Genomic DNA, 21,394 nt, shown 5'->3' with positions numbered 1-21,394 from the left:
GGGTTTAGCTCAGAGGACGGATTACTTATGAACACACTTTCGTGAACTTCTAGCTCGTTATAAGCACGAGGTCTTCCTATCTATCAATGGCTTGCAATTCTTATGAACGTATCACACCGCCCATAAGTTAAATTGCGTAACCAGTTCGCTCGTTCTCATTCCTGCCTGAAAGAACGGCTTGTGACGAAAGCTATTTCCCTCCCGCACAAGCCGCATCAGAATGCAGCCAAATCAGAACTTGAACACCTGGCCCACAAGGTATTGGCCTCCGAGCGCCACAAGGCCGCCAACCGACATGACATGCTTCCATGTGTCGTACTGCATCATTGAGATGATCCCCAGCCCGACGCCAATCAGAAACATCGTCGACAGCCAGAATGGCCATGCTTTCGCGCAGATTTCTATAAGCGTCATGAGGTCTGCGCGCTCCAGGAACTCGTCGACTCGACGCCGGTATTCAGCGCCACGCAGAAAAGCGAGAGCAACCACGACGGCGACAATCGTGAGTGCTACCGCTGGAGAGATAACGGCTTTGGCGATGCCGGCGAATGTCATCGTAAAAGACCCGATAACAGCCAGTGTCGCCATATACGCAGTCGCCGTCTCGTAGATTGACTTGCCTAAGGTGGGATCGATTCGCTTGTCCATGGAGCGCCTGTAGCCAGAGTGGGTGTGAGGCGATGATAAGACCCTCTGCAAGGAATGCACGTCAAAAGGCCCACTCGGAATTCAATCACACACGCCCACTGCCCTTCCTTTGCCTCACGACCCCTTCCCCGCCCTCAGAGCCCGACCAACCCTGGCAGGCCGCCGATATCCGGGATCTGGTGGTAGCCGAAGGCGGCGTTGGCAGGCTGTTCATGCCCGCGAGCCACGAAAGCCTTGTGCTTGATCTTCATGTCGTGTGCCGACATCAGGTCGTAGCGGAAACTCGATGACACGTGCAATACGTCTTCCGGCCCGCAGCCGAGGCTGTCGAGCATGAATTCGAACGCCGCCAGGCGTGGTTTGTAGGCTTGAGCCTGTTGGGCGGTGAAGACTTTGTGGAACGGCGCACCGAGCTTGTCGACGTTGGACATGATCTGCTCGTCCATGGCATTGGAAAAGATCACCAGGGGAATCTTGTCGGCGATTTTCGCGAGGCCCGCCGGCACGTCAGGGTGTGGCCCCCAGGTCGGCACGGCGTCGTAATAAGCCTGGCCTTCTTCGCGATATTCGATACCCCAGCGCTTGCAGGTGCGTGCCAGTGCAGTCTTGAGGATCTGGTCATAAGGCAGCCAGTCGCCCCTCACTTGGTCCAGGCGGTAGGCGGCGTAGTCCTTGATGAATTGCTCCATTCGCTCAGCCGGCACGCGATCGGCAAACAGTTCGCGAGTCAGGGCGGCGGTCTTGAAGTTGGTCAACGTGCCATAGCAGTCGAAGGTGATGTACTTGGGGCGAAGAAAGCTCATGAGTGCGGTCCTGATGGGATATTGAGGTGATAATGCGTCGGTTCAGGTGTGCCCTACAGGGCGTCAAACGCGCTCTCCAGCGCATCAAGCAACCGCCCCGCTTCCTTTGCGGTCCATATCAATGGCGGGCGAATTTTCAGAATGCTCGCATCAGGTCCCGTGGCTGAGATGAGTACGCGTTTTTCACGCAAGTGGTTGACCACGCTTAGGGCGCTTTTCATGTCGGGAGTCTTGCGGGCCTTGTCGGTCACCAGTTCGACGGCGAAATACATACCCGTTCCGCGTACGTCGCCAATCTGCTCATAGCGCCTGGCCAAGTCATTGAGGCCTGCCATGATCAGGCCGCCCACGCGATTGGCATTGAGCATGAGCTGCTCTTCCTGAATCACATCGAGGGTGGCCTGCGCGGCGGCGATCGCCACACTGTTGCCGCCGAAGGTGTTGAAATAGCGCATGTCACGTCCAAAACTTGCGACGACTTCCGGCCGCACCATCAGCCCCGCAACCGGGTAGCCGTTACCCATGGGTTTGCCCATGGTAATGATGTCCGGCGCTACCCCATGGCGCTGATGCCCCCAGAAATGCGTGCCGCTGCGGCCAAAGCCCGACTGCACCTCATCGGCAATGAATAGGCCTCCGGCCTGGCGCACCACCTCGGCAATCGGTCCGAACACATCGACCGGATCACAGAACAGCCCGTCGGACGAAAACAGGCAGTCAGCAATGAACGCCGCCACGCCGCCGCCATGGCGCTGGATATCCTTGATCTGCGCCGCCACCTGGTCGGCCATATAGCGCCCCAGCGCCTCGCGCGGAATGCGGTAGGAGTCGGGTGCCGGCACCCGGCGAACATAGGGATCGAGCTTGGCGTTGACACCCAGCGAGGGTGAAAAGGCAGCCACGGTGGCCGAGTTACCGTGATAAGCCTCGGACGTCACGATAACGCCGGTGTTACCGGTGTGGTGACGTGCAATGCGGATGGCCAGGTCGTTCGCTTCCGAACCGCTGCAGGTGAACATCATCTGGCCGTCAGCCGCCATCTCACCGTCAGTGGTGGCGCGCAATTGTTCGGCATAATCAAGAATCCCGTCCTGCATATACCGGGTGTGGCTGCACAGGGTATTCATTTGTTCGGTGATCGCGGCCACGACGCGCGGGTGGCAATGCCCCACCGACACCACATTGTTATAGGCATCCAGATATTCGGTGCCGTCCTTGTCATACAGGTACGCCCCCTTGGCCCGGACAACGCCCACCGGCTCGTTATAGAAGAGACGATAGCCAGGGGCCAGAAGATTGGCTCGGCGCTGAATATGCTCGCGGGCGGAGGTGTCCAGATGGTCGGTATTGGCCGGGTTGAAGCCGTTGGGCATGTCACCGCGCACCGCTTCGATTTTTGAGTTGCTCATTTTGGATCCCCTCTAGCAAGGATGGGTTATTCGGCGAAGGACATCAGAAGCGAAGACATATGTGACGGTGATCGATTCAACATCCAGTCAAGCTGTCGCCATCCTGGAGCGGCGTTCCTCAGGATATAGGCGCTGTTATGCGGGAAAAGCTGCGACCGCCAAGTCGTAATCAGCGCCCTGGTGATCAGGCGTGCCATCGCCAGGTGCGGGATAAGCGAAAGCTCGTCAGCGGTCAGATCGGCGACACGCAAATACCCCTTCAGGAGGTCTTTCGCCGGGGCGAAAATATCGACGTTGTTGTCATCTTCAACCGCGCCCAATTGGTTCATCATGGCCGTGGACACATCAATGGCGATGGCCGTTTTGACCGTGTCGCCGAAATCGATCACGCCGCTGACAAACTGCGGGTGTTCAGCATCTACCACGATGTTTGAGGTGTTGAAGTCGTTATGCAGGACCTGCTTTCGACAGCCGGCGATCAAATGCTCAATCTCGAAAAAACGTTCAAGCGCCCTCTCCAGCAACTGACGACGCCCAGGGTCGCCCACGCAGCTGATCAACGGTTCAAGCATTCCCAGGTTCTGGACGTCCCAGCAGACCTTGCGCGACTCCCCCGGATGAGAAAAGTCGGCGGTGGCCAGCCTCAACCGGGCGAGCAGTTCGCCAATGTGTTCGCGCCCCTGCGCTTTTACGCTTGTTTTGTCCAAGGGCGTACCGGGCAAAAAGCTCATCAGCCGCACGTGCCTGAGCTCGCCTTGAGTCGTTTCGATTTGAGCCAGGTACTCGCCGCCCAACGCTTGATGCACTCTGGGGATCGGCAAATGCGGCGCCTTGCGCCCAATGTGGCGCATGACTTCGATTTGTAGAGAAAGCTCTACCGGTGCTTCCTGGGGGTTAGCGATCTTGAGCACGTAGGATGTGCCGCTTGCGCTGTCACACCGGAAAGTGTCGTCTTTTTCGGTCGCAAAGCGCGTCAGATCGGCTTCGATCCCAAATTGCTCGAGCAGAATTCGAGCACCTTCCTCCAGGGATACGGGGGTGAACGAGGTCGCCAAATCGCCTTGCAATGCTGCAAGTTCTACACCGAATGGGGATTGTTGAATAAGGCTCATCGTTGCACTCCTGGCCTGGGCAAGCCACATAGTGCTCGCTGTCGATGAGCAGATATTGTGCTACAATTTTTGTGATTGAAAGCTGTTTTTTAAAAAATTCGGCTTTGGTTGTGTGATATGCATCTATATATTTGATTTATAAGGTTAAAAATTAAAAACCATATTCATGCCTATATTTTCTCTGTAGAACAATTTATGAAAAATAGGTTTTTAACCCCATAATGCGGGCCGAAAGGTTAAAGGCTTTTTGTCGAAGCGAGCTTGCTCGCGAAAAACTCACAGGCGCCGCGTTCATTCAGGCAACACGCGTTATCGTTGACGTTCTTCGCGAGCAAGCTCGCTCCTACAGACAGCACTTACGCTTAGCTGACTGGCATTAGGCCGAAAGGCCGGGTTGATGAGCCGCTGCTCGGTGCCGATAGGTTCGTGATGCGCTTAAAATTATTGCGCAACGCTTATGGAATCCCGCAGCATTGCAGGTGCGCAGTGATCCGGGCACATCAAAATCGCGCGCGTTGTCGAGCCCCTACCCTGGTCGTGATTAACATGATTTTTCCCAGCGCAATCCCTGATACGAACCCAACAAAGCTCTCGGCGGTCGAGGCCTTGTCTGTAAAGCTCAAAGCCAGGATCCTGAACGGTGACTTTGAGCCAGGCGAGTTCCTGCGGGACATCAAGATGGCGGAAGAGTACGGGGTGGCACGCAATACGTTTCGCAGTGCGGCGCAATTGCTGGTGTCATTCGGCTTGTTGTTGAAGGTGCCCAATCGCGGCTTCTGCATACCCGAGTTCGGGCCGGATGACATTGTGGATATCGCTCGATTGCGTGGCGTACTGGAAACCGAGGCTGTGCGCATGATTATTCTCAATGGCGCAGTTCCCGTTGACGCGCTGAACGCCGTGGAAAAACTGCGCAATGCAGCCCCGGACGCGCCTCGTTCAGACATTGTCACCTCCGATGGTGATTTCCATCGTGCAATCATTCGCGCCAGTGGCAGCGCACGTTTGCAGCGCAGCTACGCCATGCTCGAGAGCGAGATTGAACTCCTTTTGGTGCTGCAACAGCCCTGCTATGAGGACCCTAAGCAAATCGTCGCCGACCATGAGCACTTGATAGCGTGTCTGCGCAGTCGGGATTTCGAGACCGCGCGAGCCGCTTTTGTCGAGCATTGGGAAGATTTGAGCACGAAACTGCTGAGAGCCAATTTCGAGCGAAAACACGCTTGAGCGCTTTTACCTGAATGCCTTGACGCAACCAGGCGCGTGGATGTTCAGCGGCGAACACAACGACCCATAGCGCACGGATGATTAAGTAATCTGAGCAAGTGCCGATAGATAGAGCATTGCCGTTTCTCATGCTCTATCGTCGACGTTCAAGGAACAACAAAGAAGATGCGTTCTCATTTGGGTGCTTTCAAGGTCTCCGATATGATCCTGTGCGCCCTGATCTGCCTCACCGGAATAGCCGTTACAATCTTGGTGCTGACCTTCTATATAAGGACCGAGCAAGCGACAGCCAGCGTTGCATTCAAACTCGAGGTTGACGAGCGATTCAGCCGCGTACAGCGCCGGTTCAGTGTACAAGACTTGAAACTGGACACGGTAAAGCGGTTCTTCATCAATGCCGATGACGTGACTGAAAAAGAGTTTATGGGGTTCGTCACGCCGCTGGTGGAGGAAGGCGAAACTTATGGCTGGGTCAGAAGGATTCTTCAGAAGGATCTGGAACCCTTTCGTGCCAACGCGCTGCTCAATGGAACGTCCGACTTTTCCTATCATGAAGTCAACCCTCTCAATGGCGAGAAGCGCCCCCTCACTGAACGGGCCGAACATTGGATATTGCTCTACCTCCTGTCTCTGGATGATGTAACGATCACCCCAGGCATGGACGTCATGGCCAGCCCGAGCCGCGAGGCGCTGTTCACGAAGGCGCGCGAGAGCCATCAAATGGTCGTGTCGGACCCGCTGAAAATGTCCAACGGTCAGTCCGGCGTGTTCTTTGTTGCCCCTGTATTTCCCCCAGCCTCTACGACCCTCAATAGTGACGACGGCCTGGAGGGGTACGTTGTTTCCACCGTACGCCTGGCGTTCCTGATGGAGCAAAATATCCCATTGGCAAGCATGCTACGACTGAACGTGACGCTCTCGACAACTGACGCGCCGCCCGATGAGTATATTTATCAAAGCTCAGTTCCAGCAGCCTCTTCAGCATTGTACGAACGGCGACTGCTCAACGTCGCCGACAATACCTACGTCATGCAATTTCGCCCCGGCCCGGCCTTTTCGGCCGCCAATAGCCACGTATTTTCCCGCAGCCTGATCATTGTATTCGGAGCCGTGTTGACGCTGTTGATGACCGCAATGGTGTTCTTGCTGATCACACAACGCACTCGGGCGCTGTCGCTGGTTGCGGAGCGCACGCAAGAATTGCAGACCATGAATATCACCGATCACCTCACCGGCGCGTACAACCGACGTTACTTCGAAGCGTCAATGGAGCGCTTGATCGTTGAGGCAAACACTCAGAGCCGGCCGTTATCGCTGATAATGTTCGACATCGATCACTTCAAGCTCATCAACGACCGCAAGGGGCATTTGTGCGGTGATAAAGTCCTGCAGCTTTTATGCGCCCGGATCAGTGCGGCAACACGTAAAACCGACCTGCTGTGCCGAACGGGAGGAGAAGAGTTCGCACTGATATGCCCGGATAGCCAATTGAACGATGCGAGGACGCTGGCAGAGAAGCTGCGTGTGCTGATAAATGCCCTGCCATTTGATGAAGCCGGACAGGTGACTTGCAGCTTTGGTGTTGCGACGTGGGTTCCCACGGAGTCCTTCGATGATTTTATCCGGCGGGTGGACGGCGCTATGTACGGCGCCAAATTCGGTGGTCGCGATCGAGTACAACTCGCCACCCAGGAGGCCCTGGCTCCAAGCGTTTGAAGTACATTCTTACGCGCTTCTCCATCGCCGAGGATTTCGCGAGCGAGCCTGATCACCCGTAACGACCCACCATCCCCTGCATCCCTGACGTGCCCATCAGCGTTCAACGAACACGCCAAGCTTTGTTCACCACACCGCGATATGCGAATCCGCCCTCGGCTCCGTACCTCCGCACAGCACGCCGCTGACGGGGTCGCGCAGGATGATTTGCCCGCGACCGTAGTCGGTCAGGTCACTGGCAATCTGTACTTCATGGCCGCGACGTATCAGCGCGTTGGCCAGGTCGCGGGAGGCGCCCTGCTCTATCCCGACCTTCATGCCGCCCAACCATTGCCAACGCGGTGCATCCAGTGCGGCTTGGGGGTTGAGGCCGAAGTCCACCAGGTTCATCACCATCTGCACATGGCCTTGGGGCTGCATGTAGCCCCCCATCACACCGAATGGGCCGAGGGCCTGGCCGTCTTTGGTGAGAAAGCCGGGAATGATGGTATGAAAGGTCTTCTTGCCGGGCGCCAGGCAGTTGGCGTGAGCCGGATCGAGGCTGAATTCCTGCCCACGATTTTGCAGGGCGATGCCGCTGTCGGGCAGCACCACCCCGGAGCCGAAGCCGTGGTAGTTGCTCTGGATGAACGAGACCATATTGCCTTCGGCGTCCGCGGTGGCCAGGTACACCGTGCCACTGGCATGGGGGTCGCCGGGTTTGGGCAATTGCGCGTGTTCGCCGATCTGGTCGCGGCGACGGCTGCTGTAGGCATCGCTCAGCAGGTCGGCCACCGCCACGCGCATATGCAAGGGGTCGGTGATGTGGTGTAAGCCGTCGCTGTAGGCAGCCTTCATCGCCTCAAGTTGACGATGCCAGGTCTGTTGGCTGTCACGGTGATCGAAGGTGAAGCCTTCAAGGATCTTCAAGGCCATCAACGCCACCAGCCCCTGGCCGCTCGGGGGGATTTCCCAGACGTCGACCCCCCGATAATTGATGTGGATCGGCTCCACCCACTGCGCACGGTAATCCTTGAGGTCGCCGGCACGCAGGTAACCGCCGCCGGCGCGGGAATGAGCGTCCAGTCGTTCGGCCAGGGCGCCACGATACAGGCTCTCGCAACGGGTAACGGCCAGTTCTTCCAGGGTACGTGCCTGGGCCGGGTTGCGGTAAAGCTGGCCGGCCAGCGGCGCGCGCCCGTCGATCAGGAACGTGTCGAACCAGGCGTCCATCGCGGCGTCCCGATGGCGAGTGAATTCATTCAGGGCGAGCTGCCACTGATGGGCGACCACCGGCGAGACTGGAAAGCCGTCTCGCGCCAGGCTGATGGCCGGCTGCAGCAGTTCGGCAAAAGGCAACTTGCCGAAACGTTGCGACAGTTCCGCCCAGGCCGACGGGCAGCCAGGTACGGTGACCGGAGTCCAGCCGTACAGCGGCATCTGCTCATGGCCTGCCGCCTTGACCGCCTCAATGCTCAGGGCGGCCGGTGCCTGACCGTTGCCATTCAGGCCATGCAACTGGCCCTTGCACCACACCAACGCAAAAGCATCGCCGCCCAGCCCGCAGCCGGTGGGTTCCACCACGGTAAGGGCTGCCGCCGTGGCAATAGCGGCGTCGATGGCATTGCCACCCTTTTGCATGACCTCGATCCCCGCCTGCGCGGCTAAGGGTTGCGACGCCGCGACCATGCCGCGACGGGCAAAAACACTCTGGCGTTGCGACGGATAAGGGTATTCGTGAGCAGAAAATTTCAACATGGCAAAGGCTCTTGAAAGACGCTTGGATTCATTGGGCGGATTGGATGCAGGTCCATTCCCTGCCTCATCACGCGCTGGATCGTTTCCAGCAGGTCGGTGCGCACGCCAGGGTTTTCCTCGCAATGCTCATAACACGCGACTGAGAAAGGCTCGGGTACGAGGATGGGTGGGGCGGCTGAAAATCTGTTCCGGGGAGCCCTGCTCGATGAGTTCGCCCTGATCGAGCACCACCACCCTATCGGCCACTTCACGGGCAAAGCCCATTTCATGGGTGACTATCACCATGGTCATGCCCTCCTCGGCCAGCTCTTTCATCACCTGCAGCACTTCGCCGACGGTTTCCGGGTCCAGGGCGCTGGTGGGTTCGTCGAACAGCATGGCTTGGGGTTTCATGGCAAGGGCGCGGGCAATCGCAACCCGTTGCTGCTGGCCGCCGGAAAGCATCGACGGGTAATGGCCGGCCTTGTCCGCCAGGCCGACCCTCGCCAGCAGACCACGGGCCTGCTCCAATGCCTCGGCACGCGGTGTGCCGAGCACCTGGATCGGCGCCTCGATAATGTTTTCCAGGGCGGTCATATGGGGGAACAGATTGAAGCGCTGGAACACCATGCCGATATCGCGGCGCAGCCGGGCGATGTTGCGTTCCGAATCGCGTACCAGGCTGCCGTCACTGCGCTCGCGATAGCCCATGGGGCGGCCGTTGACGCGGATGCGCCCGCCCTGGATGTCTTCCAGCAGGTTGATGCAGCGGATAAAGGTGGTCTTGCCCGAGCCCGATGCACCGATCAGCACCACCACTTCGCCGCGCCGCACTTGCAGGGTAATGCCCTTGAGAATCTGCAGCTCGCCGAACGACTTGTGAACGTCCAGCGCTTCGATGATCAGTTCTTCACTTTGGTGCGCCATGCTTAACGTCCCCTCAGCAATTTCAAGGTGCTACGCCCGAACATCCGGCTGGATGCCGGCGGCGGCGCGCTGGGCCGGTCGGATTGGCCGAAACGCGCCTCCAGCCAACGCTGGAAAAACCCCCACAGGGTGGTGAGCATCAGGAAATAGATCGCCACCACTAGGTACAGCTCGAAGACGCGGAAGGTCGCTGAAGTGACCATCTGCGTACTGAGCAGCAACTCCTGCACGCCGATGACACTGACCAACGTGGTGTTCTTGAGCATCACGTTGAACTCATTACCCAGCGGCGGCACGATCACCCGGAACGCCTGGGGCAGCACGATGCGCCGCATCAGTTTGGCAAAGCCCATGCCCAGGGAGCGTCCGGCCTCGTACTGACCCTTGTCCACCGCGCCGATACCGGCCCGGATGATCTCGGCCATATACGCGCCTTCGTTCAGACCCAGGGCTATGATTGCGGCCTGGATATTTCCCGGGATCACCAGGCCGAACAGGTCGATATCCTCGAAACGGAAAATCCCTCCCGCCGCCATTGCCGTGTACAGAAACACGATCTGCACCAGCAGCGGCGTGCCGCGCATCAGCCACACATACAAACGCACCGGCAGATGCAGCAACGGGTTCTTCGACAGCCGCAGCAGCGCCGCCCCCAGCCCCAGCAGACAGCCCAGCAACATCGCCGACACCGCGATCAGGCAGGTCAGCCAGAGCCCGGTCAGGTACACGCCGCTGGGCTGCAGCAGGTACAGCCAGAACACACTCCAATTGAAATTCATCGCAGGTGTGCCTCAGTCGAGTGTGTCGCTGCTGACATGCCACTTATTCAGCAACTGCACGTAGCTGCCGTCGCTGCGCATGTCGCTGATCACCTGTTGCACAGCGGCGGTCAGTTGCGGGTCATCCTTGCGTATGCCCAGGCCGGTGAGAATCCGGCTGAACGCCGGCACGCCCTCCTGGAACAGGTCCGGGGCCATTGCCGCGTAATAACCGGCGGTTTCCACGGTGGTGCCATAGGCGTCGACCTGGTTGATGCGCAGGGCCTGGAAAGCATCGGTATCGGTGTTGTAGACCACCAGTTTCATCGGCGGCTTGCCGGCTTTGGTCAGGCTGTCGTTCTGGGTATCCAGCAGGGTCTTGATGGTGGAGCCATTGAGCACAGCGACTTTGTGCCCCGACAGGTCATCCAGGGTCTTGATGCCCTTGGGGTTGCCTTTCGGCACCACCACCGACTGGCTGGAATACATGTAGTTGACGATGTCGATCACCTGGCGCCGTTCGGGCTTGTCGAACAGTTGGTCGACGATCATGTCGCATTGCTGCGCAAGCAGTGCCGGCACCAGCCCCGAGAACGGAATCACCTTCCACTGCACCTGCTTGTTGCCCAGGCGCTTGGCGATTTCCAGGCCCAGATCGATGGTCAGCCCCCGCGGTTTCTGGGTTTCATCGAAAGACACCAGGGGCGGAGAGTCCATCCCCGAACAGTAAGTGAGCTTGTCGACTTTGAGCAGACGTTCCGGCACCTGGGGCGCGGCAAACACCCATTGGCTGAAAAGACTGAGGGAGAAAGCCACCAGCAAGACGCGGCGTTTATGCATGACCAGACACTCCAGTTCGTTGAATAACGGGGCAGGACACAAAGTCAAAACACGACAGCTTTTTTATTGTTTTTCGGATTGCAGGAATTGAATCAGCGCCGGCACCGTGCCTTCGATGTGCTCACGCACCACGGCTTCGGCACGGGCAGCGTCACCGGCGCGAATCGCTTCAAGGATCACCGCATGCTCCTGGCGCGCGCTGAGGGGTTTTTCACCGTGCTGCAACCACAAGCGCATGGGCGCCTCGACCAGCGAGTACAGCGCCGAAATCTGCTTCAGCAAACGCGGTCGGCCACTGAGGCTGCACAGGTATTCATGAAACGCACGGTGGCGGCTGACCCAGGCAGCGCTCTCGTCGCGGTAGTCGTCCATCTCGTCCAGCAGGCGTTCCAGGGCAGCCAGTTGGCGCTCGCCGATATGGCCGACCGCGACGCGCACCGCCAACCCTTCCAGGGCACTGCGCATCTCGAATACCTCATGCAGCTCATCGATATCCAGACCGCTGACAACAGCGCCACGGTTGGGCCGCAGGGTGACGAGGCCCTGGGCATCCAGGCGCCGGAACGCCTCGCGCACCGGCATGCGGCTCATGCCGATCTCACTGGCAATATCTTCGGCAATCAGCCGGTCACCCTTGCGGTAACGGCCGTTACAAATGGCTTCCAGCAGAAAGTTGTAGGCCTCCTCCTCGGCTGTCAGGGGCTGGCGATCAACGTAAGCGGGGGCAAACTGCATGGGCTGCACCTTTGGTTTTTTGTATCCAATTATCCACGGATACACAAAAGCAGAATGCGTGCCATCTATCGTTGAGGAAGGTAACTGTTTGATTTGGTGCCAATAAACGCAAAGGTCGGGCAAGAGCGCTGAGTGCGGTTAAGACAATGTGCTACCAAATAGCACACGGAATGCGCCAGGAGGGGGCATGCTCCTGGCGCCGTAACAATCGATTTGCTACCCAACGAGGCAACCGCTGACCGAGACAGCGCATTGCACGCCGTGTTCTATTGACCAGTGATTACAGGGTGTAGGAAATCCCCACCTGGACCGTACGCGGTTCACCAGGATAGGCATAGAAGTTCAGGAACGAGCCTTCTTCGTACTCACGATTGAACAGGTTCTTCACGTCAAGATTGAGCCTGACCTTTTCGTTGACCTTGTAGTAACCCAGCAGGTCGACGACTGTGTAAGACCCCATCGAGAACGTGTTGTTGGCAGTCTGGCCGGCACGCTCGGCTACGTATTTGCCCCCGGCGCCCAGGCCCAACCCTTTAAGTGCGCCGTCCTGGAACTCATAAACGTTAAGCAGGCTGAAGCTGTTGCGCGGGATGTTTGCCAGGCGCGTACCGGTGCGAACGGTCGTGTCCTTGGTCACTTCAGCATCCACATAGGCGTAGCCGCCGATCACCCGCCACTCGGGCGTCAGGTTGCCGGCCACGTTCAGATCAAAGCCGCGACTGCGCACCTGCCCTGTCGCGACATTGAAGGCTGAGTCAACGGGGTCGACGCCTTGAACATTTTTCTTGTCGATCTGGTAGACCGCCGCATCGACGCTCAACTGCTGGTCAAGCGCTTCCCACTTCACGCCCATCTCATAGGACTTGCCCTTCTCCGGATCAAACCCGCCGCCTTGGCGACTCGCGCCCGTGTTGGGCTTGAACGAGCGCGCGGCATCAGCGTAGATCGCGACGGTGTCGGTGAGGTCATACATGACGCCGACCCGTGGGGTAACCGCGTTGTCGGCGGCGTTCCAGCTTTTGACATTCGGTACGTAGGATTCGTATTCGTGCTCGAAGCGCTCAAAGCGCGCGCCCGCCAGCAGCTTCAGACGCTCGGTCAGCGCCACCTGGTCCTGCACGAAAGCCGCGTAAGTCTTGAGGTTCTCTTTATCGTGGGTCGGCGTACGGGTCAGGGCCGGCCGTGGCTGACCATAGACCGGGTTGAAGATATCGATCGGGAATGTCCCAGCCGTAGCGCTGGAACGCTGGATGATTGACTTGTAATCGTAGTCTTCGTACTCAATGCCGGTAAGCAGCGTGTGCTCCAGGCCCCCAGTGGAGAAGTGCCCGGTCAGGTTGAGCTGGTAGTCCTTGTCGGTCCATTCCAGCTTGCGGTAGTTGAAGTTGCGCTGCAGGGTACGCCCGTCGGCATTCAGGCTCGTCGCGTTGTTCGCCTCAACGCCATTGCCTTTCATCGTACCGTCAAGCCACTGGAAGCCACCGGCCAGGGTCCAGTTGTCGTTAAGAAGGTGCTCGAAACGCAACTGGGCCATGTTGTTGTCGTTGTGCAGGTCACCGGCATATTTTTCACCCCAGAAGGTGTCGCGTGACGGCGTACCGCGCTGGTTGGCGAAACGGGTCAGGCCACGATCCAGCGGGTGATTGTTACGCATGAAGTCGCCTTCGAAGATCACCTTGGTGTCATCGGTGGCCTGCCAGGTCAGCACCGGTGTCACGCCGTAGCGTTCGGTTGAGACATGGTCCCGGAAGGTATCGCCGCCCTCACCCACCACGTTCAGCCGATAGGCCAGGCGGCCTTGCTCATCCAGCGGGCCGGACGCATCGAGCGTGCCGCGTTTCATGCCCTGATCATCCAATTGGCTGCCCAGCGTGACCGTGCGCTCGGCCAGTGGCTGCTTGGAGACCACATTGAAGGTACCGCCAGGATCACCCCGGCCATAAAGCATGGTGGCCGGCCCGCGCAGCACTTCAAGACGCTCGATACCGTTGGCGTCCGGCATGCTCGGGTAACCCCGATTGATCGGAAAACCGTTGCGATAGAACTCGGCGGTGGTAAAGCCTCGTACCGTGAAGCTGGTCAGCCCTTGCCCGCCGAAGTTGTTGGCCCGGCCAACGCCACCGGCATAGTCCAGGGCCTCCTGCAATCGAGTCGCACCAATGTCCTCGACCACGTCTTTGGGAACGACGCTGATGGACTGCGGGGTTTCATGAATCGAGGTGTCGGTGCGCGTCGCGCTGGCCGAGCGCGTGGCACGGTAGCCCTTGACCGGCCCCTGGGCCGTCTCATTGTCCATTTCGCCGGTGATCGTGGTCGCCTGCAATTCGAGGCTGGTATTTTCAGTGGGGGTCCCCTCCGCCCACGCCAGTGGGGAGAATGCTTGAAGCACACAGAGGGAAATCAGGGTACGACGCATGGATGCTGGACCTTGTGGACGAGTCGACGAGAAAGTGAGCCTGGCAAGAATTCGGCGGATCTTATATCAATAATTCTTGTTTGGCACTGATTCTCATTAACTGTTTTTCGAGTATCCACTGTGTATCAGTCGTTTAACCAATCCAGGCGAAAAAGACGCTCCACTGGCCCACACCAATCAATCAAGGGCCAACACTGTCACTGACAACCTCATCACCCGGTAACGAGGCCAGCATCTCGGCCCGGCATACCTCAAGAATCTCGTCAGCCAGTGCCGAATCGTCCGGGCAAGCACGCGACAAAACAATCGCGCCTACCGCTCGCGACAGCAGGTCGATCATTTGCTTTCTGCCCTCGTCCGCGGTGTCCGGCCCCGTCGGATATTTCTCCCCCAGCGTGCGCACGAGCTGTTCGATCCCTTCGGCGAAGGTCGTTCTCAGATCGTCCGATTGACGCGCCGCGTCGCCCCCTAACGCGGCCAGGGTGCAACCGTTGCTACGTCTGTCCCGATGTTCTCGCGTCACATAAACGTTGATGAAGCCTGGAACATCCAGCGAATCAGCCCCCACCATCGATTTGGACAGGCTGCAGGCCGCGGCTTCGGCCATCAGGTCGGCCTTGGAGCCGAAATGCTTGTAGAAGCCTCCGTGGGTAAAGCCCGCAGCGGCCATGAGGTCCGCGACGCCGACGCCGTCAAAGCCGCGTTCACGGAACAGCTCGGAAGCCGTTTCAACGATGTGCTCTCGATTGGCCTGTGCCTGGGCCTTGGTCACTCTCACGTGTAATACCTCGCGTTCGCTGGAGTTCAGGCGACCAATAATACATTGATGTTGGTCATAATCAAAACCGTTGACAGCTTAGATTTCGATCATCATCATAAAAACACGCAACAAGGACCTCCATCAGCGCGCATCGACAACCGACGCCTGCTGAATCGAGCGCCAGCGCAGGCTGGGCAGTCATTGATCGCGCTTTTTGTTCCCCACTTCCCGCAAGAGAGATGAACCCATGAGCAATCGCCCCACTGTTTTGATCACCGGTGCCTCTACCGGCATTGGCGCCGTTTACGCCGCACGTTTCGCACAACGCGGCCATGACCTGGTACTGGTCGCTCGGGACCAGGCCCGCCTGGACGCACTCGCCGCCCGGTTGCGCAACGAACACAAGATCAACATCGATATCATCCCGGCGGACCTGACCCAACTTGGCGATCTGGCCACCGTGGAAAGCCGCCTGCGCGACGACGCCCGTATCGGCATCCTCGTTAACAATGCCGGCGCAGCCTTGTCCGGCAGCTTTGTCGACCAGAGCACCGACAGCGTTGCGCAACTGGTCGCTCTCAACACCACCGCGCTGGTGCGGCTGGCCAGCGCCATCGCCCCGCGCCTGGCCAAGGCGGGCGAAGGCGCGATCATCAACATCGGTTCGGTGGTCGGCCTGGCGCCGGAGTTCGGCATGTCGGTCTACGGTGCGACCAAGGCGTTTGTGCTATTCCTTTCCCAAGGCCTGAGCCTGGAGCTTTCGCCGCTGGGTGTGTACGTGCAGGCCGTGCTGCCCGCCGCAACCCGCACGGAGATCTGGGATCGCTCCGGCATTGACATCAACACCCTGAACGAAATCATGGAGGTGGATGATCTGGTGGATGCCGCACTGGTCGGTTTCGACCGGCGTGAAGCGGTGACTATTCCGCCGCTGCACGAAGCCGAACGCTGGGATGGCCTGCAGGCCGCGCGTCAGGGCCTGCTTCAGCACATCCGTCAGTCTGCGGTTGCCCAGCGCTACCTGCCCTGACAGTGATCACTGAGTTGCGATCACGCGCAAGCGTCGATGCAGGCGCACCAGACACTGCATCGACGCTACCCACCGACAGGAGCCGCACCACGATGAAAGCCTTTGTAATAGATCGCTATGGCAAGAGCGCCGGTCGCCTTGGCGAAGCGCCCGCCCCGATCGTGGGGGCCCACGACGTCTTGATTGAGGTGCATGCCAGCAGCGTCAACGTGCTGGACGCAAAGATCCGCAAAGGCGATTTCAAGTTGATCCTGCCTTACTCACTTCCGCTGGTGCTGGGCAATGACCTGGCGGGCGTCGTGGTGGAAGTGGGCGCGCACGTGCAACGTTTCAAACCGGGCGACGAAGTCTACGCCCGCCCGCCTGAAGCACGGATCGGGACGTTCGCTGAACTCATCGCGGTCAACGAAAACGCGATTGCCCTGAAGCCTGCCAATCTCGACATGGCGCACGCCGCGTCCATCCCCTTGGTCGCCCTGACCGCCTGGCAAGTACTGGTCGAAACCGCCCGATTGCAACGCGGCCAGAAAGTGCTGATCCACGCAGGCTCGGGCGGTGTCGGCAGCCTCGCGATCCAGCTCGCCAAACACCTCGGTGCCTTTGTCGCTGCAACCACCAGCACGGCGAATGTGGAATGGGTCAAGGCGCTGGGAGCCGACCTGGTGATTGACTACACACAGCAGGACTTCGACAGCGTCCTGCATGACTACGACGTGGTGTTGAACAGCCTCGGCGCGGACGTATTGGCGAAGTCGCTCAAGGTCCTCAAGCGCGGTGGGCAACTCATTTCCATCTCTGGCCCACCCACTGCGCAATTCGCTCAGGAGCAAGGGCTGTCCTGGCCACTGCAGCAGGTCATGCGCCTGCTGAGTTTGGGTATCCGGCGCAAGGCGCGCAAACAGGGCGTGCGCTACGCGTTCGTGTTCATGCGGGCCGATGGCGCACAACTGCAACACATCAGCGCGTTGATTGAGGCCGGAATCATCCGGCCGGTGATTGATCGCGCCTTCGCCTTTGAAGCCGCGGCGCAGGCGTTGGCTTACGTCGAGCAGGGACGGGCCAGGGGCAAGGTGGTGATTACGCTCAAATGATCACCTCGCCGATGGATGAAAGGATGAGGTGCTCGCCGTCAGCCCCAGGCTCTCGCGCAACGTCGTCCCTTCATAGGCCGTGCGATACACACCGCGCGCCTGCAACAGCGGTATGACTTCCCGTGTAAAACGCTCGAACTGCTCCGGGTGCCCAATATAGATATTGAACCCATCCACCGCCCGCGCTCCAAACCAATCCGCCATTTTCTGCGCAACGGTGTCCGCCGTCCCCACAAAGGCCCCCGGGCGCAGTTGCCGGCCGAACTCGACGGCCTGGCGCAGCGTGAAGCCCTTCTCCCGGGCCTGGTCGGCAATGCGTTTGGCGGCGGTGAAAAAGCTGCTGCGTGCCGCCTCCAGGCTCTCCTGCGGAAACGGTGCATCGAGGTCGTACTGGCTGAAATCATGCCAGCCGAAATTGCGCCCGAACTCTTTCAACGCCAACTCAAAGCTATGGTCGGCCTGATGGTAGTGCCGTTCGATTTCACGGGCGTGTTCATCGGTGTCGCCCACATAGATCTCCGCGCCCGGCATTACCAGTAACTGTTCGGGATCGCGACCGTGCTGCACCGCCCTGCCCTTTATATCCCGATAAAACGCCTGGCCCTGCTCGATGCTCGCCGCATGGGTAAAGATCACATCGGCTGTGGCGGCGCCCAGGTCGCGGCCTTGCTCTGAGTCGCCGGCCTGGAAGATCACCGGCTGGCCTTGAGGGGAGCGCTGGATATTCAGCGGCCCGACCACCGAGAAATGCTCGCCTTTATGATTCAGGCTGTGCAGCTTGTCGGGGTCGAAAAACCGGCCGGTGGCGCGGTCGCGCACAAAGGCATCGTCCTCATAGGAGTTCCACAGGCCCTGCACCACTTGGACGTGTTCGGCTGCGCGGGTATAGCGGGTGTCGTAGTCATAATGTTCATCACGACTGTAATTGCCGGCGGTACCTGCGTCTCCGCTGGTGACCACGTTCCAGCCGGCGCGGCCTTTGCTGATCAGATCCAGGGAGGCCAGGCGGCGGGCGACGTTGTACGGTGAGTTGTATGAAGTCGTCAGGGTGCCGACCAGCCCAATATGCCGCGTACTCACGGCCAGTGCCGATAACAGCGTCAGCGGTTCCAGGCGATTGAGATAGTGGGATGGCGACCCGGGCGTAATGAACTGGCTGTCGACGATAAACATCAAGTCGAACAACGCCGCTTCAGCCTGTTGCGCGATCTTGATATACCAGTCGATGTTGACGCTGGCATCGGCGGGCAGTTGCGGGTCAAGCCACAGGTTATGGCGACCCGGCCCGCCACACCCCATGGTCAGGGCACCCAGTTTGAGCTGTCTTTTGGTCATGTCTGACGTGTTCCTTGCGGCATTCAGGGCTGTGTTTCAGCGACGGTGGGTTGCAGGGCCGCCGAGAACGAGGTGTCGAACAGACTGGCGGCCGGATAGGACTTGACCAGGCCTTGGCTGGCGAAGAAGTCCACGGTTTTTTGCGCCTCCACCGGCGATTGGGCTGTCACGGGCTCCACGGTGGTGCGCGCCCGGGCAAACCAGGCCCGGGCGATATCCGCGTCGGCCCGGGTGCGCTTGGCCCAGGCATCGGCATAAGCATCGGCGTTGGCCGGGCTTTGGCGCGTCCAGTCACGGGCTTTCTTCAGGCGCTGGAGAAAGTCATTGATCGGCGCACGCTTGGCATCCACTGCCTTGGCGTTGGCGGCAATAAAACTCTGGGCCGGGATCAGGCCGTCAGCCGTCGCGAGCACGCGCGCACCTTGGCGTTCCTGCTGCGTGACATAGGGTTCCCAGGTAGCGATGACGTCCACTGAGCCGCCTTCCAGTGCATGGGAAGCATCCAGCGCGCTGAGGTAGCGCAACTCCATCGAGTCCCGCGAAACCCCGGCTTTATCCAGTGCCGTCAGCAGCAGTTGCTGGCTCCAGGACCCTTTCCAAACGGCTGCACGCTTGCCCGCCAGGTCCGCCAGGCTGTGGATCGACGAATCCTTTCTCACCAGAATGGCCACGCCGTCGAGGTTCTGCCGGCTGACGGCGATGACCTTGATCGGCGCGCCCAACGCGCCCAGGAATAGCACCGGCGCATCACCGAGCAAACCGATATCCAGGCTGTTGGCATTGAGCGCTTCGGCGACCGGCGAGCCCGCCGTGAACTGTTTCCACTCCAGCTGATAAGGCAGGTCATCGAGCACACCCGCCGCCTCCATCACGGCCTGAGCGTTGTAGCTTTGGTCGCCCACCACCAGCGTTTGCGCGTGCGCAGTCAGACACAGCAATGCGGCAGCCATCGCGGCCACCAGTTTTGTCGGATAACGCACATTTATCTCCAGTACCTGTTCGTAAGACCGACAAGATGGGGGACTCACACCAGCCTGTAAAATACCAATAACGCATAACCTAATGCTGCAATAATGCTGAGTATGCATTTTCAGATCTGTCTATACGCCCGGTACAACGCGTCGATATTGCTTAGCGCCCTGCACCACCTACACTGATTTGAATCCAGCGCCCCGAGGGCCTTTTCCATGGCTCGCCTAGATCCACCTGCACGCATTGCTCAACAAAAAAAACAGTGACCCAACTGATTAATCGAGTCGATATGAACGAGCAGCCGCGGTGGCGTGTTTCACATCCTCTGGCTCCGCTTAGCCTGCTGTGCCTGGTGCTTGCCGGTTGTACGGTCGGGCCGGATTTTGCCCGCCCCGAGGTACCCGCAGAGGCCGATTACGCCAGGGAAAAGCTCGCCACCACTGCCAAGGCCGACATCGACACCGGTGGCGCAGCGCAACGCTTGATCGCAGGGATGGACATTCCGGGGCAATGGTGGACGCTGTTCCGCTCACCGACGTTGAATGACCTGGTCGAAGAGGCCCTGCGCGCCAACCCGGATGTGAGTGCCGCGCAAGCAGCCTTGCGCCAGGCCAACGAGCGGGTGTACGCCGACCAGGCATCGCTGTTTCCCTCGGTCGACGCCAATCTGCAAAAAGCCCGGGAGAAAGTATCCGGCGTCACGACGGGCGCACCGTCGTCGCCGATTCTCACGGTCAGCTCGGCGTCGCTCAGCGTGTCGTATGCCCCGGACGTGTTCGGCGGCACCCGGCGGCAGATCGAATCCACCACGGCCCAGGCCGAGTACGAACGTTTCCAGCTGGAGGCCACCTACCTCACGCTGACGTCCAATGTGGTCAACACGGCGGTGAGCCTGGCGTCTTTGCGCGATCAAGTGGCGGCCACCGAGGCCATCATCCGCCTGCAAAGCGACCAGCTCGACGTGTTGCAGTCCCAGCGGCAACTGGGTGCCATCGGCAATGCCGACGTGCTCACCCAACAGACCGCACTGGCCCAGACCCGCGCCACCCTGCCGCCCCTGCAAAAGCAATTGGCGCAGACCCGCAACCAACTGATGGCCTACCTGGGCCGCTTTCCCAATCAGGACCGGGGCGAACGTTTCCAACTCGCTTCCCTGCACCTGCCGCAGGAACTGCCTGTCAGCCTGCCCTCGGCGATTGTCGGCCAACGGCCGGATGTGCGTTCCGCCCAGGCTCAATTGCATCAGGCCAGCGCCAATATCGGTGTGGCCGTCGCCAATCAGTTGCCGCAGTTCAGTATTACCGGCTCCGTGGGCTCCACGGTGGCGAGCGGGAGCCGGCTGTTTTCCGCCGGCTCGGGCGTCTGGAGCCTGGCGGGTTCGATCGCCCAACCGATCTTCGATGCCGGCGCCCTCGAGCATCGCAAACGCGCCGCCGTGGCGGCCTATGACGAATCCGCGGCGCGTTATCGCGGCACCGTGTTGACCGCGTTCCAGGATGTGGCCAATGCACTGCGCGCGTTGGAAGCCGACGCCGAGACACTCAACCAGCAGGTCGCGGCCGAGCGTTCCGCGCAAGCCAACCTGGACCTGGTGCAGGCCCAATTCCGCCTGGGTGCAGTGGCTTACATCAACCTGCTCACGGCCCAGCAGACCTACCAGAACACGGTACTGGCGCGCGTCAGGGCGCAGGCTGCCCGCTACAGCGATACCACGGCCCTCTTCCAGGCATTGGGCGGCGGCTGGTGGAATCGCGCCGATGTAGACCCCGCCACCCACGGTCACCCGGACCGCTTCGGGCTGCCGTCGTGGCAGGAGCTCAAACCGGCCGACAAGCAGAACGCGCATCGCGCCATCGCTACGCCCGCCAAAGCGGCGTGGTTGGACTGAACCCCGAATCA

18 protein-coding genes are annotated in these 21,394 nt (G+C 59.7%); 5 read left to right on the top strand and 13 right to left on the bottom strand.

Translation table 11 applies throughout. The features are described from left to right. Positions 1 to 231: 231 nt before the first annotated feature. From EXW71_RS00990 to EXW71_RS00975, 4 genes are all read right to left on the bottom strand, one after another. A complete protein-coding gene (locus EXW71_RS00990) occupies positions 232 to 648 on the bottom strand; it encodes a hypothetical protein (RefSeq protein ID WP_134657228.1) in 417 nt (138 codons plus the stop codon). Between the two features lie 134 nt (positions 649 to 782). After that, positions 783 to 1,451, bottom strand: coding sequence for a haloacid dehalogenase type II (locus tag EXW71_RS00985; protein WP_134657227.1), 669 nt, complete (start codon positions 1,449 to 1,451; stop codon positions 783 to 785). 53 nt (positions 1,452 to 1,504) lie between these two features. Further along, entirely contained in the window at positions 1,505 to 2,860 is a 1,356-nt protein-coding gene (locus EXW71_RS00980; RefSeq protein WP_134657226.1) for an aspartate aminotransferase family protein, read from the bottom strand. 26 nt (positions 2,861 to 2,886) lie between these two features. Continuing rightward, complete coding sequence (locus EXW71_RS00975; RefSeq protein WP_134657225.1) at positions 2,887 to 3,972, bottom strand: phosphotransferase; 1,086 nt, start codon at positions 3,970 to 3,972, stop codon at positions 2,887 to 2,889. A gap of 546 nt (positions 3,973 to 4,518) precedes the next feature. On the opposite strand from EXW71_RS00975, the gene EXW71_RS00965 reads away from it, so the two are divergent. Both EXW71_RS00965 and EXW71_RS00960 read left to right on the top strand, forming a co-directional pair. Next, the gene (locus EXW71_RS00965; protein WP_134657224.1) at positions 4,519 to 5,199 is read left to right on the top strand and encodes a GntR family transcriptional regulator; all 681 of its coding nucleotides are present in this window, start codon (positions 4,519 to 4,521) and stop codon (positions 5,197 to 5,199) included. 165 nt (positions 5,200 to 5,364) lie between these two features. Next, the gene (locus EXW71_RS00960) at positions 5,365 to 6,915 is read left to right on the top strand and encodes a diguanylate cyclase (protein ID WP_134657223.1); all 1,551 of its coding nucleotides are present in this window, start codon (positions 5,365 to 5,367) and stop codon (positions 6,913 to 6,915) included. 126 nt (positions 6,916 to 7,041) lie between these two features. Here EXW71_RS00960 and EXW71_RS00955 read toward each other — a convergent pair whose 3' ends face one another. The 7 genes from EXW71_RS00955 to EXW71_RS00925 all read right to left on the bottom strand — a co-directional run bounded on the left by EXW71_RS00955 (position 7,042) and on the right by EXW71_RS00925 (position 15,085). Then, positions 7,042 to 8,652 carry a gamma-glutamyltransferase family protein gene (locus tag EXW71_RS00955; protein ID WP_134657222.1) on the bottom strand — a complete coding sequence of 537 codons (1,611 nt, stop codon included), beginning with the start codon at positions 8,650 to 8,652 and terminating at the stop codon, positions 7,042 to 7,044. Positions 8,653 to 8,778: 126 nt separating this feature from the next. After that, positions 8,779 to 9,558: an amino acid ABC transporter ATP-binding protein gene (locus EXW71_RS00950; protein ID WP_134657221.1), complete on the bottom strand. Its 780-nt coding sequence runs from the start codon at positions 9,556 to 9,558 to the stop codon at positions 8,779 to 8,781. A gap of 2 nt (positions 9,559 to 9,560) precedes the next feature. Then, a complete protein-coding gene (locus EXW71_RS00945) occupies positions 9,561 to 10,337 on the bottom strand; it encodes an amino acid ABC transporter permease (protein WP_134657220.1) in 777 nt (258 codons plus the stop codon). Between the two features lie 12 nt (positions 10,338 to 10,349). After that, positions 10,350 to 11,156: an ABC transporter substrate-binding protein gene (locus tag EXW71_RS00940; RefSeq protein WP_134657219.1), complete on the bottom strand. Its 807-nt coding sequence runs from the start codon at positions 11,154 to 11,156 to the stop codon at positions 10,350 to 10,352. A 63-nt stretch (positions 11,157 to 11,219) separates the two neighbouring features. Then, the gene (locus tag EXW71_RS00935; RefSeq protein ID WP_134657218.1) at positions 11,220 to 11,891 is read right to left on the bottom strand and encodes a GntR family transcriptional regulator; all 672 of its coding nucleotides are present in this window, start codon (positions 11,889 to 11,891) and stop codon (positions 11,220 to 11,222) included. A gap of 280 nt (positions 11,892 to 12,171) precedes the next feature. Continuing rightward, positions 12,172 to 14,307 (bottom strand): TonB-dependent siderophore receptor, encoded by a 2,136-nt coding sequence (locus tag EXW71_RS00930; protein WP_134657217.1) that lies wholly within the window; start codon positions 14,305 to 14,307, stop codon positions 12,172 to 12,174. 181 nt (positions 14,308 to 14,488) lie between these two features. Further along, entirely contained in the window at positions 14,489 to 15,085 is a 597-nt protein-coding gene (locus EXW71_RS00925; protein ID WP_134657216.1) for a TetR/AcrR family transcriptional regulator, read from the bottom strand. A gap of 229 nt (positions 15,086 to 15,314) precedes the next feature. Between EXW71_RS00925 and EXW71_RS00920 the strand changes: the two genes are divergently transcribed. Together EXW71_RS00920 and EXW71_RS00915 are read left to right on the top strand one after the other, a co-directional pair. After that, a complete protein-coding gene (locus EXW71_RS00920) occupies positions 15,315 to 16,097 on the top strand; it encodes an SDR family oxidoreductase (RefSeq protein WP_134657215.1) in 783 nt (260 codons plus the stop codon). 92 nt (positions 16,098 to 16,189) lie between these two features. Next, the gene (locus EXW71_RS00915; protein WP_134657214.1) at positions 16,190 to 17,188 is read left to right on the top strand and encodes an NADP-dependent oxidoreductase; all 999 of its coding nucleotides are present in this window, start codon (positions 16,190 to 16,192) and stop codon (positions 17,186 to 17,188) included. Here EXW71_RS00915 and EXW71_RS00910 read toward each other — a convergent pair whose 3' ends face one another. Further along, on the bottom strand, positions 17,189 to 18,523 hold the full coding sequence (locus EXW71_RS00910) for an LLM class flavin-dependent oxidoreductase (protein ID WP_134657213.1): 1,335 nt from the start codon (positions 18,521 to 18,523) through the stop codon (positions 17,189 to 17,191). A gap of 23 nt (positions 18,524 to 18,546) precedes the next feature. Next, the gene (locus tag EXW71_RS00905) at positions 18,547 to 19,503 is read right to left on the bottom strand and encodes an ABC transporter substrate-binding protein (RefSeq protein WP_134657212.1); all 957 of its coding nucleotides are present in this window, start codon (positions 19,501 to 19,503) and stop codon (positions 18,547 to 18,549) included. Between the two features lie 281 nt (positions 19,504 to 19,784). Here EXW71_RS00905 and EXW71_RS00900 point away from each other — a divergent pair, with 281 nt between their 5' ends. Continuing rightward, positions 19,785 to 21,383, top strand: a complete 1,599-nt coding sequence (locus EXW71_RS00900) for an efflux transporter outer membrane subunit (RefSeq protein ID WP_134657211.1) — start codon at positions 19,785 to 19,787, stop codon at positions 21,381 to 21,383. Positions 21,384 to 21,394 lie beyond the last annotated feature (11 nt).

It is taken from the genome of Pseudomonas sp. BCA17 (assembly GCF_004519405.1).
Lineage (GTDB): Bacteria > Pseudomonadota > Gammaproteobacteria > Pseudomonadales > Pseudomonadaceae > Aquipseudomonas.
Note: the sequence above shows the minus strand (reverse complement) of the source record. Positions and strands in the feature narration are given on the sequence as shown.